At 70.0% G+C, this 16,813-nt stretch carries 14 protein-coding genes; 2 read left to right on the top strand and 12 right to left on the bottom strand.

What is annotated here, in order from left to right:
- Positions 1-178: 178 nt before the first annotated feature.
- The 7 genes from DYE23_RS10885 to rimP all read right to left on the bottom strand — a co-directional run bounded on the left by DYE23_RS10885 (position 179) and on the right by rimP (position 7,910).
- Positions 179-1,498, bottom strand: coding sequence for an MATE family efflux transporter (locus tag DYE23_RS10885; RefSeq protein WP_013472054.1), 1,320 nt, complete (start codon positions 1,496-1,498; stop codon positions 179-181).
- Positions 1,491-2,501, bottom strand: a complete 1,011-nt coding sequence (locus DYE23_RS10880; RefSeq protein ID WP_172527744.1) for a DHH family phosphoesterase — start codon at positions 2,499-2,501, stop codon at positions 1,491-1,493. The genes DYE23_RS10885 and DYE23_RS10880 overlap by 8 nt, the downstream gene beginning before the upstream one ends.
- Complete coding sequence (rbfA, locus tag DYE23_RS10875) at positions 2,476-2,982, bottom strand: 30S ribosome-binding factor RbfA (RefSeq protein ID WP_011894888.1); 507 nt, start codon at positions 2,980-2,982, stop codon at positions 2,476-2,478. The genes DYE23_RS10880 and rbfA overlap by 26 nt, the downstream gene beginning before the upstream one ends.
- Before the next feature lie 2 nt (positions 2,983-2,984).
- Positions 2,985-5,777, bottom strand: a complete 2,793-nt coding sequence (gene infB, locus DYE23_RS10870; protein ID WP_011894889.1) for a translation initiation factor IF-2 — start codon at positions 5,775-5,777, stop codon at positions 2,985-2,987.
- 102 nt (positions 5,778-5,879) lie between these two features.
- Positions 5,880-6,215 (bottom strand): YlxR family protein, encoded by a 336-nt coding sequence (locus DYE23_RS10865; RefSeq protein WP_435404804.1) that lies wholly within the window; start codon positions 6,213-6,215, stop codon positions 5,880-5,882.
- 94 nt (positions 6,216-6,309) lie between these two features.
- On the bottom strand, positions 6,310-7,371 hold the full coding sequence (gene nusA, locus DYE23_RS10860) for a transcription termination factor NusA (RefSeq protein ID WP_011894891.1): 1,062 nt from the start codon (positions 7,369-7,371) through the stop codon (positions 6,310-6,312).
- A gap of 2 nt (positions 7,372-7,373) precedes the next feature.
- The gene (rimP, locus tag DYE23_RS10855; protein ID WP_011894892.1) at positions 7,374-7,910 is read right to left on the bottom strand and encodes a ribosome maturation factor RimP; all 537 of its coding nucleotides are present in this window, start codon (positions 7,908-7,910) and stop codon (positions 7,374-7,376) included.
- Positions 7,911-8,077: 167 nt separating this feature from the next.
- On the opposite strand from rimP, the gene DYE23_RS10850 reads away from it, so the two are divergent.
- Together DYE23_RS10850 and DYE23_RS10845 are read left to right on the top strand one after the other, a co-directional pair.
- On the top strand, positions 8,078-8,602 hold the full coding sequence (locus tag DYE23_RS10850; protein WP_011894893.1) for a hypothetical protein: 525 nt from the start codon (positions 8,078-8,080) through the stop codon (positions 8,600-8,602).
- The gene (locus DYE23_RS10845) at positions 8,599-9,084 is read left to right on the top strand and encodes a ferritin-like domain-containing protein (protein ID WP_115327199.1); all 486 of its coding nucleotides are present in this window, start codon (positions 8,599-8,601) and stop codon (positions 9,082-9,084) included. The genes DYE23_RS10850 and DYE23_RS10845 overlap by 4 nt, the downstream gene beginning before the upstream one ends.
- Before the next feature lie 3 nt (positions 9,085-9,087).
- On the opposite strand, the gene DYE23_RS10840 is transcribed toward DYE23_RS10845, so the two are convergent.
- The 5 genes from DYE23_RS10840 to DYE23_RS10820 form a co-directional block, all read right to left on the bottom strand.
- Positions 9,088-10,854 carry a proline--tRNA ligase gene (locus DYE23_RS10840; protein WP_011894895.1) on the bottom strand — a complete coding sequence of 589 codons (1,767 nt, stop codon included), beginning with the start codon at positions 10,852-10,854 and terminating at the stop codon, positions 9,088-9,090.
- 27 nt (positions 10,855-10,881) lie between these two features.
- Positions 10,882-12,513: an MFS transporter gene (locus tag DYE23_RS10835; RefSeq protein ID WP_013472059.1), complete on the bottom strand. Its 1,632-nt coding sequence runs from the start codon at positions 12,511-12,513 to the stop codon at positions 10,882-10,884.
- Between the two features lie 33 nt (positions 12,514-12,546).
- Positions 12,547-13,758, bottom strand: coding sequence for a uroporphyrinogen-III C-methyltransferase (gene cobA, locus DYE23_RS10830; RefSeq protein ID WP_011894897.1), 1,212 nt, complete (start codon positions 13,756-13,758; stop codon positions 12,547-12,549).
- 170 nt (positions 13,759-13,928) lie between these two features.
- Positions 13,929-15,323 (bottom strand): IS1380 family transposase, encoded by a 1,395-nt coding sequence (locus DYE23_RS10825; protein WP_115326321.1) that lies wholly within the window; start codon positions 15,321-15,323, stop codon positions 13,929-13,931.
- A 113-nt stretch (positions 15,324-15,436) separates the two neighbouring features.
- Complete coding sequence (locus tag DYE23_RS10820; protein ID WP_115327198.1) at positions 15,437-16,795, bottom strand: cobyrinic acid a,c-diamide synthase CobB; 1,359 nt, start codon at positions 16,793-16,795, stop codon at positions 15,437-15,439.
- Positions 16,796-16,813 lie beyond the last annotated feature (18 nt).

Raw genomic sequence — 16,813 nt, 5'->3', positions numbered from 1 at the left:
CGACCGTGAACGAGGCCCGCCTCGGTCGGGCGACGGGCCTCGGGGCCAACGGCTCGCTCGATCCCGGCGAGCGCGCGCATACTGCGCGCAGAACGCGGCGCGCCGCTGTGCAGACACGCGCGCTCGCGCAGCAGACCGGACCGCACGGGACCGCAGGAGACCGGACCGCCCCCGGCCGTCACCGGGTGCCGGGCACCAGCCAGCGCCCGGACAGTGCTCGCCAGCCCACGAAGACCAGGCGCAGCACCATGAACGTCGACAACCCTGCCCAGATGCCGAGCAGACCCCAGCCGAACGCGAGCGAAAGCCAGACCAGCGGCAGGAATCCGGCCAGTGCGCTCGCGAGGGTCGCGTTGCGCATGAACGTGGCGTCGCCGGCGCCGAGCAGGACGCCGTCGATCGCGAAAACGATTCCTGCGACCGGTAATTGGGCCACCAGGAACCACCACGGCACCCCGATGCGGTCCAGCACGGACTGATCGTCGGTGAACACCGACGGGATCAGCTGCGAGCCCAGCGCGAACACGACGGCCAGCACCACGCCGGCCACGGCGGAGAAGATCGTGACGCGCCACGCCACCGCTTTGGCGTGGGTGAGCTGACCCGCCCCGAGCGCCGCCCCGACCAGTGACTGCGCCGCGATCGCCAGCGAATCCAACACGAGGGCAAGGAAACTCCACAACTGCAGCACGACCTGATGGGCGGCGACGCTGGCGGCCCCGAACCTGGCCGCCACCGCGCCAGCGGAGATGAAGCACGCCTGGAACGCCATGGTGCGCAGGATCAGGTCACGGCCCATGACAACCTGCGCACGCAGCACCGCCGGACGCACCCGCAGCGGCACCTTCTCGACGAACAGCGCACGGCAGAACAGAGCGGCCGCCAGATACTGCCCGGCGACGTTGGCCACCGCGGAACCGGGCAGTCCGAGCTCGGGACACCCGAGCCAGCCGAACACCAGAAGCGGGCACAGCACCGCGGACAGCCCGAAGCCGACCACCACATACCGCAGTGGGCGCATGGTGTCCTGCACACCGCGCATCCAGCCGTTGCCCGCGGCGGCGATCAGGATCGCCGGCACCGCGAGGCTCGCGATCCGCACCCACGGCAGGGCAGTCTCGGCGATCTCGCCGCCGGCGGCCAGCGCCGACACCAGCGGCACGGCCGTCACCTGGACGGCGGCGACGATGACCGTGCCGATGCCCACCGCCAACCACGTCGCCTGCACGCCCTCCTCGACCGCGGCGTTGCGATCGCCGGCACCGTAGAACCGGGCCGCCCTGGCCGTGGTGCCGTAGGACAGGAAGGTCAGTTGGGAGCTCAGCACCCCCATGATCAGCGCGCCGATCGCCAGCCCCGCGAGGCTCAGTGCGCCGAGCCGCCCGACGATGGCGAGGTCAAAGAGCAGATAGACGGGTTCTGCGGCGAGCACCCCCAGCGCCGGGAACGCCAGCCCGGCGATGCGCCGGCCTGTCGCCGGTGCGACCGGGTCAGCCAAGGGCGGTGCGCAGCGCCGCGACGACGTCGTCGGCCGAGCCGGTCGCGGTGAAGCCCGCGGCAAGGCGGTGTCCCCCACCGCCGAAGGTGGCCGCCACCGCGGAGACGTCCACGGACTTCGACCGCAGCGACGCCGACCAGCGCTGCGGCTCGATCTCCTTGAGCACCGCGGCGACCTCGGCCTGCGCCGTGGTGCGCACGATGTCGATGATGCTCTCGACTTCCTCGGAACGCGCGTTCGCCCACTCGTCGTGGCCGACGATCGCGTACACGAAGCCGCGACCGCCGACGGCGTCGGCGACCAGTTCCGCCGACCCCAGCACCCGCGACAGCATCGGCAGCCACGCGAACGGATGGGTGTCCATCAGGGTGCGGCTGACCGCGGCGTTGTCCACCCCGGCCTCGACGAGCCTCGCGGCGAGGCGGTGGGCACGCGCGCTGGCCCAGCGGAACGACCCGGTGTCGGTGGTCAGCCCGGCGTACAGGCAGTGCGCGACGTCCAGGCCGAGAGGCTTGTCCCATGCGTCGAGGAGTTCGGCGACCATCATCGTCGTCGAATCCGCACCGGCGTCGACGAGGTTCGCCGTGCCGAAGAGCTGGTTGGAGGCGTGATGATCGATGACCAGGACGTCGCGGTCGCCGACGGCGAGGTCACGCAGCACACCCAGCCGGTTGACGCTCGGAATGTCGACGGTCACCACCAGGTCCGCATCCCGGCGCATGGTCGCGGGGGGAACCAGCAGATGCCCGCCGGGAAGCGAACGCAGCGAATCGGGCAGCGTGTCCGGCTCGGCGAAGCTCACCTCGACCGATTTTCCGGCCTCGTCGAGAACCAGCGCCAGGGCCAGCCCGGCGCCGATCGTGTCGGCATCGGGGAACACATGGCAGACGATGCTCACGCTGCTCGCCGCGGCCAGCAGCTCCGCGGCTGCGCGGGCATCGACGTGCCCGCCCGCGGCGCGGCCGTCCGTCGTGGATTCAGCGATCGTGCGAGTTGGCGCCACCCTCGTCCTCAACGTCCGGCCCCCCGGTCGCTGGACCCTCCAGGTCCCCTTCCCCCAGTACACGGTAAGGGTCGGAGTCGCCGGCGTGCTTGGCTCCCTCGCGAACTCTTGCCAGATCCTCATCAGCGGCGCGTGCCTGGGCCAGCAGCGCCTCCATGCGATGCGCGGCGTCGGGCACCGTGTCACGGGCGAACGCCAGTGTCGGGGTGAACCGAACCCCCAGCGAGGCACCGACTTTGGTGCGCAGCACGCCTTTGGCCTTCTCCAGCCCGGCGGCGGCGCCTTCGTAGTCGGGCTCCTCGTCGAGGGACCGGCCCAGCACCGTGTAGTAGAGCGTCGCGTCGTGCAGGTCGTTGGTGACCTTCGCATCCGTGATCGTCACGCCGGCGAGACGAGGATCCTTGATCTCGTACTCGATTGCCGACGCGACGATCGTGGAGATGCGCTTTGCCAGCCGCTTCGCCCGTGCGGGATCAGGCATTCCTAGGTCCGCGCCTTTTCGACCAGCTCGTAGGTCTCGATGACATCGCCTTCTTTGATGTCGTTGTAGGTCAGCGTCAGACCGCACTCGTAGCCCTCGCGCACCTCGGTGGCGTCGTCCTTCTCACGCTTGAGCGACGACACGGTGAGGTTCTGGGCGACGACGACGTTGTCGCGCAGCAGCCGCGCCTTGGCGTTGCGGCGCATGATGCCCGACTGGACGAGGCAGCCGGCGATGTTGCCGACCTTCGACGACCGGAAGATCGCCCGGATCTCGGCGCGGCCGAGTTCCTTCTCCTCGTAGATCGGCTTGAGCATGCCCTTGAGCGCGCTCTCGATCTCGTCGATCGCCTGGTAGATGATCGAGTAGTACCGGATCTCCACGCCTTCGCGGTTGGCCAGCTCGGTGGCCTTGCCCTCGGCACGGACGTTGAAGCCGATGATGATCGCATCCGAGGCCGACGCCAGGTTGACGTTGGTCTCGGTGACGCCACCGACGCCGCGGTCGATGACGCGCAACTGCACCTCGTCGTCGACCTGGATGCCCAGCAGGGCCTCCTCCAGCGCTTCGACCGTGCCCGAGTTGTCGCCCTTGAGGATCAGGTTCAGCTGGCTGGTCTCCTTCAGCGCCGAATCCAGGTCCTCCAGGCTGATCCGCTTGCGGGTGCGGGCGGCCAGCGCGTTGCGCTTGCGCGCGCTGCGCCGGTCGGCGATCTGGCGGGCGATGCGGTCCTCGTCGACGACGAGGAAGTTGTCGCCCGCGCCGGGCACCGACGTGAAGCCGATGACCTGCACCGGACGCGACGGCAGCGCCTCTTCGACGTCCTCTCCGTGCTCGTCGACCATGCGTCGCACGCGGCCGTAGGCGTCGCCGGCGACCACCGAGTCGCCGACCCGCAGCGTGCCGCGCTGGATGAGCACGGTCGCCACCGGGCCGCGGCCACGGTCCAGGTGCGCTTCGATCGCGACACCCTGGGCTTCCATGTCCGGGTTGGCCCGCAGGTCCAGCGATGCGTCGGCGGTCAGCACGACCGCTTCCAGCAGCGCCTCGATGTTGGTGCCCGCCTTGGCGGAGATGTCGACGAACATCGTGTCGCCGCCGTACTCCTCGGGCACCAGCCCGTACTCGGTGAGCTGCCCGCGGATCTTGGCCGGGTCGGCACCTTCCTTGTCGATCTTGTTGACCGCCACCACGATCGGCACGTCGGCGGCCTGCGCGTGGTTGACGGCTTCCACCGTCTGCGGCATGACGCCGTCGTCGGCGGCGACGACCAGGATCGCGATGTCGGTCGCCTTCGCGCCGCGGGCACGCATGGCGGTGAACGCCTCGTGACCGGGGGTGTCGATGAAGGTGATGGGCCGCTCGTTGCCGTCGAGGTCGACGGTGACCTGGTAGGCGCCGATGTGCTGGGTGATGCCGCCGGCTTCACCCTCGCGCACGGTGGCGTCGCGGATCGTGTCGAGCAGTCGCGTCTTGCCGTGGTCGACGTGACCCATGACGGTGACGACCGGCGGACGGAACTCGAGATCGTCCTCGCCGCCCTCGTCCTCGCCGTAGGACAGGTCGAACGACTGCAGCAGCTCGCGGTCCTCGTCCTCCGGGGACACGACCTGCACGACGTAGTTCATCTCGCCGCCGAGCAGCTCGAGGGTCTCGTCGTTCACCGACTGCGTCGCCGTGACCATCTCACCGAGGTTGAACAGCGCCTGCACCAGCGAAGCCGGGTTGGCGTTGATCTTGTCGGCGAAGTCGCTCAGCGATGCGCCGCGGGCCAGCCGGATGGTCTCGCCGTTGCCGTGCGGAAGCCGCACGCCACCGACGACCGGGGCCTGCATGTTCTCGTATTCGGCCCTTTTCGCGCGCTTCGACTTGCGACCGCGCTTGGGCGCGCCGCCGGGACGACCGAACGCACCGGCCGCGCCACCGCGCTGACCGGGCCGTCCACCGCCGCCACCCGGGCGACCGCGGAAGCCACCGGCAGCTGCGCCACCGGCACCGCCACCACCGCCGGCGCCGCCGCCGCGGTAGTTACCGCCGCCGCCACCACCGGGACGTCCTGCGCCACCGGGCGTGGGCCGCGGGCCTGCACCGGGACGGGGGCCACCACCCGGGCGGGGACCGCCACCGGGACGCGGACCACCGACGGGACGGGGCGGCATGTTGCCGGGCGTCGCGCCGGGACGGGGACCGCCACCGGGGCGCGGACCACCGGCGCCGGGACCGGGCCGGGGGCCTCCCGGGCCTGCCGGACCCTGAGGTCGGGGCGCCGGACGCTCGACCGGCTGCTGGGAAGAGAAGGGGTTGTTGCCGACCCGCGGGGTGCGCGGCGCGGGCTTGGGGGCGCCGGGCTTGGGGCCACCGGGGCCGGGTCGCGGACCGGGAGTCGGACGGGCCGACGGCGCCTCGGGCGCGGACGGCGGAGCCGCCGACGCCGCAGGTGCGGGCGGTGCGGCCGGAGGCGCGGGGGCTGCCGGGGCCGGGGCCGCGGCGGCGGGAGCGGCCGGCGCGGGCGGCTCCTTGGGCTGCGCGGGGGCCGGCGGGCCGGGCCGCGGACCGGGACGTGCCCCGGGAGCGGACGGCTTCGCGGGCGCCCCGTTGGACGCGCCTGCCGCGGGCTTCACCGCGTCGGGCTTGTTACCGCCGAATGATTCGCGAAGACGGCGGGCAACAGGTGCCTCCACCGTCGATGACGCGGACTTGACGAATTCGCCTTGCTCGCCCAGACGGGCGAGTACTTCCTTGCTTGTGACACCGAGTTCTTTGGCCAACTCGTGCACGCGGGCCTTACCTGCCACTACATCTCCTGTCTGGGAGGCAACAGCGGTGGTAGGCGCCGTGCCTCGATTTAGCTATGACGCATGGTCATCGGGACTTCACGGTGTGCTCATGTTCTTCGCTTACCTGTTCTCTTGACCGGGCGCTTCGGGCTGCTCCTGCGGGAGGAGATGCTCTGACACCGCGGTGATGTCCGGTGAACCGGTGATCCGCAACGCTCGGCCGAACGCTCGCCGGCGGATCGCTGCCTGCAGACACCCGGGGTCGGGATGCAACCACGCACCGCGACCCGGAAGCTTTCTCGCTGCGTCAACGGTCACGGCACTGGAACGATTCCCAGATCCGTTCGCGCTGTCGACTGCGACCAGCCGGAGCAATTCGACGGCCAGCTCTCGTCTCCGGCATCCGATGCAGGTCCGCACCGGTCCCGCGAAGGGGTTGATGGTGCTTTCACGCATCCGAGCCGAGGTCTCGCGCTGGATCATCGGTCAGTCTACCGTCACCGCTGCGCAGGAGAGAAAACCGGTGCGCAAAGCTGCTCCGCGGCACCACTCAGCCGACACCGCGCCCGGCGTCGGGGCGAGAAGCGGACCGATCGTGACCGCCGGGCCCGTCTCCGCCGTTCTTGTCGGCGTCGTCACTGCGGATGTCGATGCGCCACCCGGTCAGCCGTGCCGCCAGACGCGCGTTCTGCCCTTCCTTGCCGATGGCCAGTGACAATTGGAAGTCGGGCACGATCACCCGGGCCGCGCGTGCGGCTTCGTCGATCACCGTCACCGAGACCACCTTCGCGGGCGACAGCGCGTTGGCGACGAACCGGGCGGGATCCTCGTCGTAGTCGATGATGTCGATCTTCTCCCCGGAGAGCTCGCTCATCACGTTGCGCACCCGCTGGCCCATCGGGCCGATGCAGGCGCCCTTCGCGTTGAGCCCAGGCGCCCTCGAGGTCACCGCGATCTTCGAGCGGTGTCCGGCCTCGCGCGCCACCGCGACGATCTCGACCGAGCCGTCGGCGATCTCGGGGACCTCGAGCGAGAACAGCTTGCGCACCAGGTTCGGGTGGGTGCGTGACAGCGTGATGACCGGCTCGCGGGCCCCCCGGGCCACACCCACGACGTAGCACCGCAACCGGTCGCCGTGCTCGTATCGCTCGCCGGGCACCTGCTCGGCGGCCGGGATGACGCCTTCGGATCCCTTGGTCTCACTGCCCATCCGCACGACGACCAGTCCGCGGGCGTTGGCGCGCGCGTCGCGCTGGATCACGCCGGCGACGATGTCGCCCTCGCGGGCGGAGAACTCGCCGTAGTTCTTCTCGTTCTCGGCGTCGCGCAGCCGCTGCAGGATCACCTGGCGGGCCGTGGTCGCGGCGATCCGCCCGAAGCCCTCGGGGGTGTCGTCCCACTCGTGCAGGACGTTGCCGTCCTCGTCGGTCTGGCGGGCCATCACCTTGACGACGCCGGTCTTGCGGTCGATGTCGATGTGGGCGTCGGCTTCGTGGCCCTCGGTGTGACGGTAGGCAGTCAGCAACGCCGACTTGATCGTCTCGACGACCACGTCGACGGTGATGCCCTTGTCGGCCTCGATCGCGTGCAGCGCGGCCATGTCGATGTTCATGCTCAGGTTTCCTTTCCGGAGACGCCGGCCAGTTCCAGCTCGCGTGGACTCGGCGGCGAGAACTCCACCTGGACAACAGCTTTGACGACTGCGTCGAGCGCGATGTCGCGGACGGTGAGGTTACTTCGGGCCTCCCGGACGACGAGGGCCACCGTGGCGTTCTGCACCGCGCCGATGCGGCCGGTCAACGTCGACCCGTCGGCCAGCGTCACCTCCGCGAGGCGTCCCTGCGCGCGGCGGTAGTGCTTCTCCTCGGTCAGCGGACGGTCCACTCCGGGAGAGGTGACTTCGAGCACGTAGGGCGGGGTGTCGAGGGTGTCGAGTTGCTCAGACGCCAGCCGGGACAGTTCGGCGACCGCGTCGAGGTCCAGTCCCCGGTCGCCGTCGGCGATCACGACGATGCGCGGCGGACGCGTGGCGGCGTCGATGACGACGTCCTCGATGTCGTATCCGGCACGCGCGAATTCCCCGTCGAGAAGTTCGACCACCTGTCGTTGCGACGGTAATCCCGGCCGAAAATCCGTAGACCGCTCCGCCACGGCGAGCTCCTCGTCTTGAGTTGTCCGGACCCGGTCCGCAGGGAAGACCCTTGCGAACACGACTCCCCACGATACGCCAGCGGGGCAGGGACAAATAACGAAAAGAGCGGGCTGCGGGCGAGCATGCGGTCACAGGCCCGCGAACCCGTCCGGAGCCGGGTGGCAGGATGTTGCTCGTGCCGAGCCGACCGCCGACCCTGAGCCGTCGACGCGTTCTCGTCGGCGCGGCGGCGCTGGCAGCGCTGAGCGTCACCGCCGCCGGCTGCGGCACCCCGCCGCCTCCCCCGGACCTCGACGATCTGACCACCGCGCTGGACCGGGCCCGCTCCGACGGCGACCTCGCCGCCGAGGTCGCGACCGGGGCCAGGGGGACGCTCGCCGACGCGCTGACCACCATCGCCGCCCAGCGGGCGGCGCACGCCGAGGCGCTCTCCGAGGAGATCGTGCGGCTGACCGGCCACGCCGCCCCGACACCCAGCACGGCGGCGGCCTCGACGACCACCACGTCCGCGGCCTCCGTGCCCGATCCCACCGTCGACGACGTCATCGGTGCGTTGCGCGCATCCGCCGACAGCGCCACTGCGGCGGCCGGTTCCCTCACGGGGTATCGCGCCGGGCTGCTGGCCTCGATCGCGGCGTCCTGCACGGCATCGTTCACCGTCGCGCTGGCAGGAGCGGGAAGCACACCGTGACATCACCGACACCTGCACCGACGGACGCGGCGCTGCCCACCCGTCCCGAGGACGCCGCGGCGGGAGCGCTGTTCGACGCCCTCGCCGCCGAACACGCCACCATCTACGGGTACGGAGTGGTGTCGGCGCACTCCACACCGGAGTTGAACTACCTGGTGTCGGCCGCCATCGCGGAGCATCGCGCGCGCCGCGAGGCGGCCATCGCACTGTGCGAGCAACAGGGTGTCGATCCCGCCGTCCCCGAAGCGGGCTATCAGATGCCGTTCGAGGTCGACACCCCGGCGGACGCGACGAACCTGGCCGTCCAGATGGAGGAGGACGCCGCCGAAGCCTGGCGCGCCGTCGTCGAGCAGGCCACCGATCAGGGCGTGCGCGCCTTCGGCGTCACGGCGCTGACCGAGTGCGCGGTGACCGCCGCGCGGTGGCGGGCGGTCCGCGGCGACACGACGGTCACCGCCGCCTTCCCCGGCGGGTCGGAGTAGTCCTCAGCCGGTGATCGCCGCAAGGATCTGCTCGGCGGCCGTGGTGTCCGGGCCGACGGGGATCTCCCGCTTCTCGCCGCTGAACCGGTCGCGCAGCTCGACCACGCCGTCGGCCCAGCCGCGGCCGACGACGACGATCCACGGCACGCCCAGCAACTCGGCGTCCTTGAACTTCACCCCCGGCGAGGCCGTCCTGTCGTCGAGCAGCACGTCGGCACCGGCACGGTCGAGCGCGGTGGCCAGTTCGGTGGCGCCGGCGCGGGCCTCGGCATCCTTGTTCGCGATGACGACGTGCACGGCGAAGGGCGCGACCGAACCCGGCCAGCGCAACCCGAGCTCGTCGTGGTGCTGCTCGGCGATCACCGCGACCAGCCGCGACACCCCGATGCCGTAGGAACCCATCGTCAGCCGGACCGGCTTGCCGTTCTCGCCGAGGACGTCGGCGTTGAACGCGTCGGCGTACTTGCGCCCCAGCTGGAACACGTGACCGATCTCGATCCCGCGCGCGGCGACCAGCGGCCCGGCGCCGTCGGGTGACGGGTCACCCTCGCGCACCTCGGCCGCCTCGATGGTGCCGTCCGGGGTGAAGTCGCGTCCCGCCACGAGGTCGACGACGTGCCTGCCCGTCTCGTCGGCCCCGGTGATCCATGCCGTGCCGTCGACCACCCGCGGATCGACGAGGTATCGCACACCGTTGGCCAGCAGCGCCTTCGGCCCGATGTAACCCTTCTTCAGGAACGGGTGCGCGGCGAAGTCGGCGTCGTCGGCCATCGCGTACTCGGCGGGATCCAGCGCGGCGCCGAGCCGTTTGTCGTCGACCTCGCGGTCACCGGGCACACCGATCGCGAGCAGTTCCCAGTCACCGCCCGGTTCGCGGACCTTCAGCAGCACATTCTTCAACGTGTCGGCTGCGGTGACGGCGCGCCCGGCGAAGCTGGGCAGATCCGCGGTATTGGCCCAGTCGACGAGTGTCGCGATGGTCGGGGTGTCGGGCGTGTCGTAGACGACCGCTTCCGGCAGCCCGTCGAGCGGGATGGGGTCCGGGGCGGTCGTGACGACGGCTTCGACGTTCGCGGCGTACCCGGACTGTGCGCACCGCACGAAGGTGTCCTCGCCGACCTCGCTCTCGGCCAGGAACTCCTCGGACGCGCTGCCGCCCATCGCGCCCGACACAGCCGAGACGATCACGTAGCGGACCTTGAGCCGGTCGAAGATTCGCTGGTAGGCCTCGCGGTGGGCGTGGTAGGCGTTCTTGAGTCCGTCGTCGTCGACGTCGAACGAATAGGAGTCCTTCATCAGGAACTCCCGCCCGCGCAGGATTCCGGCACGGGGCCTGGCCTCGTCGCGGTACTTGTTCTGGATCTGGTAGAGCCGCAGCGGGAAGTCCTTGTACGACGAGTACTCACCCTTGACGGTGAGGGTGAACATCTCCTCGTGCGTCGGGCCGAGCAGATAGTCGTTGTCGCGGCGGTCCTGCAGCCGGAACAGGGTGTCGCCGTACTCGGTCCAGCGGTTCGTGGTCTCGTAGGGCGCCCGCGGCAGCAGCGCGGGGAACAGGATCTCCTGGCCGCCGATCGCGTCCATCTCGGACCGCACGATGTGCTCGATCTTGCGCAGCACCTTCAGTCCGAGCGGCAGCCAGCTGTAGAGCCCGGGGCCGACGGGGCGGACGTATCCGGCGCGGATGAGCAGCTTGTGGCTGGGAACCTCGGCGTCGGCGGGATCGTCGCGCAGCGTGCGCAGGAACAGCTCGGACATGCGGGTGATCACAGCGGATCACCTTACTTGTCCACGGAGCTACAGCTCTCCGGCGTCGATCGCGTCCTTCACCTCTTGCGCGTGTGCGACCTGTTGGGCGGTGTAGCCGATGAACAGCGCGACGGCGCCGACGATGACCGCGACCGCCGCGACCCACAGCAGGCCGTAGGAGTAGCCCTGGTCCAGCGCGTGCATCTGGGCGGCGTTCATGTCCTTGACCGGACCGGTGGTCCCGCCGAGGTACAGCGTGCGCGAGGTGATGACGGCCTGGATGATCGCCAGCACGACAGGCCCGCCGAGGTTCTGCAACATCAGCGCGATGGCCGAGACCGGGCCGATCTGGTCGAAGCCGACGCCGGCGATGGCCGAGATCATCAGCGGCACCACGATCATGCCGATGCCGAGGCCGCCGATGGTGATGGGCAGCACCAGGTTCGGGAAGTACGGAATGTTGGCGTCGAGTGTCGAGCCGTAGATCATCGCGGCGAGCACGAGGACGCCGCCGCCGATCACCAGCACCCGCGGCGGGTACTTCGAGACCAGCGCGGAGGACACGCCGAGGCCGATGCCGAGCGCGATCACGAACGGGATGAAGCCGACGCCTGCGCGCAGGGCGCTGTACCCCATGATGTCCTGGACGTAGAGCCCGATGGTGACGGTCAGCGTGAACATCACGCCGCCGGCCAGGAAGACCGCGGCGAACGTGGCCACCCGGTTGCGATCCAGGAACAGCTCGAACGGCACGACCGGGTTCTCGGCGGTGCGCTCGACCCACAGGAATGCGATGAGACAGCCGACCGCGGCGATGCCGGAGCCGATCGTGACCGGCGACATCCAGCCCGCCTCGGGGCCCATCGAGAAGCCGAACACCGCGGCGGTGCAGCCCATCGTGGCGAGCAGCGCGCCGGCGGCGTCGAGCTTGAGGCGCTCGCGGTTGGTCTCGCGCAGCGTCTTGCGCGCGAGGTAGATCATGATCAGGCCGATGGGGACGTTCACCAGGAACGCCAGCCGCCACGACACCTCGGTCAGCGCACCGCCGACGACCAGACCCATCACCGAGCCGACACCGGTCATCGCGGCGAACACGGCGGTCGCGGCGTTGCGGGCGGGGCCCTTGGGGAATGTCGTGGCGATCAACGCCAGCGCCGTCGGCGACGCGATCGCCGCACCCACGCCCTGCAGCAGCCGCGCGATCACCAGCGTCGCCTCGTCCCAGGCGATTCCGCACAGGATCGACGCGATGGTGAACAGCGCGACGCCGACGATGAAGGTCCGTTTGCGTCCGATGGTGTCGCCGAGGCGGCCACCGAGAAGCATCAGACCGCCGAAGGTCAGGACGTAGGCGGTGATGACCCAGCTGCGGCCCGCGTCCGACAGACCCAGCTCGTCCTGGATCTTGGGGAGTGCGACGATCGCGATCGTGCTGTCCATCGTCGCCAGCAACTGCATGCCGCCGATCGCGATGACCGCGGCGAAGAACCGGCGCGACGGCATCCAGGCCGGGGTCCTGCCCCGGCGTCCCGCGTCACCTCCGCGGCCACCCGCCGACTCACCCGAACCGGTGACGCGAGCGGGCAGAGCACGACCCGAGGCCCGATCCGAGCCTCGTTTTCCTCTGCCTTCAGCATCACGTTGGATGGCGGCACGCTCCGCATCGTTGAGAGCCGTCATACCGGGTTACCTTACAGTAATCTTAAGAACCCTTTAAGTGCCGAAGCCCGCCACGGCGCCGATCACGACGATCGCCGGGGGCCGGATCCCGTCCGAACGGATCCTTTCCGGCACCTCCGAGAGCCCCGCCCGCAAAGTCCTCTGGGACGACGTGGTTCCGTGCTGCACGACCAGAACCGGAGTATCCGCAGGTCGGCCGCCCTTGAGAAGAACCTTGACGAAAAGCTCGATGCGCTCGACCGCCATCAGCAAAACAATGGTGCCGCTCATCGCCGCGAGCGCATCCCAATTGACTAACGATTCGGGGTGGTCCGGCGCGAGATGGCCGCTGACCACCACGAATTCATGGGTGAGACCGCGGTGGGTGACGGGAACGCCGGCCAGCGCGGGCACTGCTATGGCACTTGTCACACCGGGCACCACGGTGACCGGGATGCCGGCCTCGGCGCACGCGATCACCTCTTCGTAGCCGCGCGCGAACACGAACGGGTCTCCGCCCTTGAGCCGGACCACGAACTTGCCCGCCTTGGCGCGGTCGACCAGGACGGCGTTGATCGCGTCCTGCGCCATCGCCCGGCCGTACGGGATCTTCGACGCGTCGATCACCTCGACCTCGGGCGAGAGTTCGGCGAGCAGTTCCTGCGGGGCGAGGCGGTCGGCGACGACCACGTCGGCGTGCGCAAGCAGCCGTCGGCCCCGCACGGTGATCAACTCGGGATCGCCGGGACCGCCGCCGACCAGTGCGACGCCGCCCTTGACGACGCCGGGCGCGTCGCCGCTCTCGTCGGTGACGACGCCCTGCTGCAGCGCTTCGCGGATCGCGGTGCGGATGGCCGCCGACCGGCGGTGTTCGCCACCGGCGAGCACGCCGACCTCGAGGCCCTCGTACTCGAAGGTGGCGGGGGTGACGGCGGTGCCCTCGACCGCGATGTCGGCACGCACACAGAAGATGCGGCGGCGCTCGGCACCGGCGACGATGGCCGCGTTGACGGCCGGGTCGTCGGTGGCGGCGATCACATACCAGGCGCCGTCGAGATCCTCGTCACGAAACTCCCGCAGTGTCAGGGTGATTCCGTCGATGGCCTCGACGGCCGGGGTGGCGGCCTTGGTGACGACGTGGACGTCGGCGCCGTTGGAGACCAGCAGCGGCAGTCGTCGCTGCGCGACCGTGCCCCCGCCGACCACGACGACCTTCTTGCCGGAAAGGCGCAGGCCCACCAGATAGGCGTTGTCGTACGTACTCACCCGGCGAGCTTAGCCTCGATCCACCGGTGAGCTGTCGGTGTGAAGTCGATTTCGATTGTGTGCGTTGGGCCCGGGGTGTGCCGTGAGGTGGGTGTGTGTGATGGCCCGATCTCGGTATCGGCTTGTTCCTGTGGGTCTTTCGTCTCGTGCGGGCGGTTGGGGTTGCTCTGTTAGGCCAGCAGTGGCCGGTTTCGGCCAAACAGACTGTGGAACAGGGTGTTCCACGCGGTTTCCCAGGGCCAGTTGCGTGGCAGGTGCAGGGTCAGGCGTCGGGCCGAGGAGGCGATGCGTGCCGGCACGCTGATCAGGGTGCGGCGGATGGTGCCGGTGCGGGCTTTGGCCAGCGCTGGTCCGGTCAGGGTGGCCGCGGCGCGGGTGAGGTTGAACGCCATCGCTGCGCACACCAGCCAGGCGGCGTTGGCGCCGAATCGCCCCGAGGGCAGATGGGCCAGAGCAGAGTCTTTGAGGTCGGCGTGGACCTGCTCGATGAGCGCGTGGCCGCGGTGGGTCTTGTCGGCGGTGACGGTATCGAGGTCGGTGGTGGTGAAGAAGGCATGGAAGCGCCAGGTGTCGAACAGGGTGGTCTGCCCCTCGCCGCTGGCGGGGTTGAGGTCGGGGATGCGCCGCACCACCAGCCTGCCGGGGATCTGCTCGCTGGTTTTGCGGGAGCTGAACGCGGTGAAGTCGATCTCGGCGACCTCGGCGCGCGAGATCCAGCGCTGGGTGTTCTCGTCGTAGATCGCGTCGGTGTACTGGATCGGGATCCAGGCGTCCTCGGGTATGGCGGCGATGGCGGCTTTGACTTTTGGGTCCAGGCGCACGGTGATCGACACGTCGGCACCACCGCGCAGAGCAGCCGCCACGGTTGGGTAGCCGTAGAACGCCGAGTCGGCTCGCAGCAGCGGCCGGGTGGCTGCCGCCGAAGAGCGCAGTCGTGTCACGGTGGCCAGCGTGTCGCCGACGATGCGGGCAGCTCCACGTGCTGATCCGCAGGCGCCTTTGCGTAGGCGTTGGCCGCAGATGATCGGTGCACCATGCTCAGTGGTGAGCGTGGCGATCAGCGCATTTAACCCACGGACCCCGGAGTATCCGTAACCAGATCCCTGTTTGGTGTAGCCGTGCACTTCGATGATGGTGTCATCGAGATCAACACACACCGGACCGTCAACACCGGCCAGCACCGGAGTGCGTTCGTGCAGACCGGCCAGCAACCGCGCCGCCACGGCGTCGAGTTGGCGGACATGACCGAAGCTGAATTCGCGCAGGAACGATCCCAGCGTCGACGGGGCGTACGGGCGGTCGAACACGGTGCCCATCGCGCCGTGGCGCAGCAAGGCCATGTCATCGATGCTGTCAGCACCAGCTACCATGCCCGCGACCAGCGACAAGACTTTCGCCCCGGCGTTGGCGCCCTTGTCGGTCGGCACCGTGATGTGCTCATCAGCCAGGCTGCTCAACCCGCACTGATGAGCCAGAGCGGCCATCGGGACCAGCCCGGCACACGACACCAGATTGGGGTCATCAAAGCGGGCTGACGCCACAGGACGAGTGTGAGATAGTTGCATCTACGAGATGCCCTTCGTTCTGACCGAATGTGATCCTAGACAAATCCCATTCTTTCACCGCGACAGGGCATTTCGTTTTTACAACCCGCCCCAACTCCTATTCGATCGGTGGATCAAGGCTTAGTGGTTGCCGCGGCGGCCACGAAGCGGGCGATGGCCTGCGGGTGCGCCGCGGCGTGGGTGTGCAGGTAGCCGGCGTGCACCCCGCCCAGCACTGCGCCGTCCTCGACGGCGGCCCCACCGCGGCCCCTGTACTGCCACGCCGCCTGCCTGTCGCTCGCGAATTGCACTGCGGTGCGGTGAAATTCGTGTCCGGTCACCCGCTCGCCGACGGCGTGCAGCGACGATTCGGCGACCGCGACGGCGTCCCGGTAGCCCAGGGTCAGCGAGGGCGTGAACGACGCCGACCCGGCCAGCACCCCGCACATCGGGTGGCCGTCGAGTTCGTCGACCAGATAGGTCAGGCCCGCGCACTCGGCGTGGATCGGCGCGCCGGCGGCCGCCAGCGCCCGGATCTGGCTGCGCACCGGCTCATTGGCCGACAGCTCGGTGACGAACTCCTCGGGAAAGCCGCCGGGCAGCACCAGCGCCGACGTGTGCACGGGCAGTGGGTCGCAGAGCGGATCGAACGTGACGACGTCTGCGCCCGCAGCGCACAGGATCTCGCGATGCTCGGCGTAACCGAACGTGAACGCCTTGCCCGCCGCCAGCGCGACCGTCGCCGTCGGTCCGGCGGCGAACTGCGTCGGGGTCCAGGGCGCGTCGGCGACGTCGCCGCCCGCGACCGCCGTCACCGCGGCCAGATCCACGTGGCGTGTCACCAGTTCCGTCATCGCGGCCACCGCTGCCGTCGCGTGCCTGCCGTGCTCCTCGGCGGTCACCAGTCCGAGATGGCGGGACGGGACGGCCAGTTCGTCGGCGCGCGGGATGGAGCCGAGCACCGCGACACCGGCCTGGTCGCACGCCTGGCGCAGCACCTCGTCATGCCGCGACGACCCGACGCGGTTGAGAATCACCCCGGCCAGCCGCACCGTCTGGTCGAACGTCGCGAACCCGTGCAGCAGCGCCGCGACGCTGTGGCTCTGCCCCCGGGCGTCGACGACGAGGACGACGGGGGCGCCGAGCAGTCCGGCGACGTGCGCGGTGGAGCCGCGGGCCGGGCCGGCTCCGCCGTCGCTGATGCGCCCGTCGAACAGGCCCATCACCCCTTCGACGATCGCGATGTCGGCGTCGTCGCTGCCGTGCCGGTACAGCGGGCCGATCAGGGGTTCGCCGACGAGGACGGGGTCGAGGTTGCGTCCCGGCCTCCCGGTGGCCAGCGCGTGGTAGCCGGGGTCGATGAAGTCCGGGCCGACCTTGAACGGCGCGACGCGATGCCCGGCCCGGCGCAGTGCGCCCATCAGCCCGGTCGCGACGGTGGTCTTGCCGCTGCCCGACGACGGGGCGGCGATCACCACAGCGGGCGTGCTCACGCCGCTCTCCCCCACAGC

Source organism: Mycolicibacterium gilvum, from assembly GCF_900454025.1.
Taxonomy (GTDB): Bacteria; Actinomycetota; Actinomycetes; order Mycobacteriales; family Mycobacteriaceae; genus Mycobacterium; species Mycobacterium gilvum.
The sequence above is the reverse complement of the archived record's forward strand: the minus strand, read 5'-3'. Positions and strand labels throughout refer to the sequence as shown.

Bases quoted from the DNA above. Each gene is read 5' to 3' on its own strand.
- rbfA (WP_011894888.1), bottom strand. From the start codon at position 2,982: ATGCCTGATCCCGCACGGGCGAAGCGGCTGGCAAAGCGCATCTCCACG.
- DYE23_RS10865 (WP_435404804.1), bottom strand. From the start codon at position 6,215: ATGCGTGAAAGCACCATCAACCCCTTCGCGGGACCGGTGCGGACCTGC.
- nusA (WP_011894891.1), bottom strand. From the start codon at position 7,371: ATGAACATCGACATGGCCGCGCTGCACGCGATCGAGGCCGACAAGGGC.
- DYE23_RS10850 (WP_011894893.1), top strand. From the start codon at position 8,078: ATGTTGCTCGTGCCGAGCCGACCGCCGACCCTGAGCCGTCGACGCGTT.
- DYE23_RS10835 (WP_013472059.1), bottom strand. From the start codon at position 12,513: ATGACGGCTCTCAACGATGCGGAGCGTGCCGCCATCCAACGTGATGCT.
- DYE23_RS10825 (WP_115326321.1), bottom strand. From the start codon at position 15,323: ATGCAACTATCTCACACTCGTCCTGTGGCGTCAGCCCGCTTTGATGAC.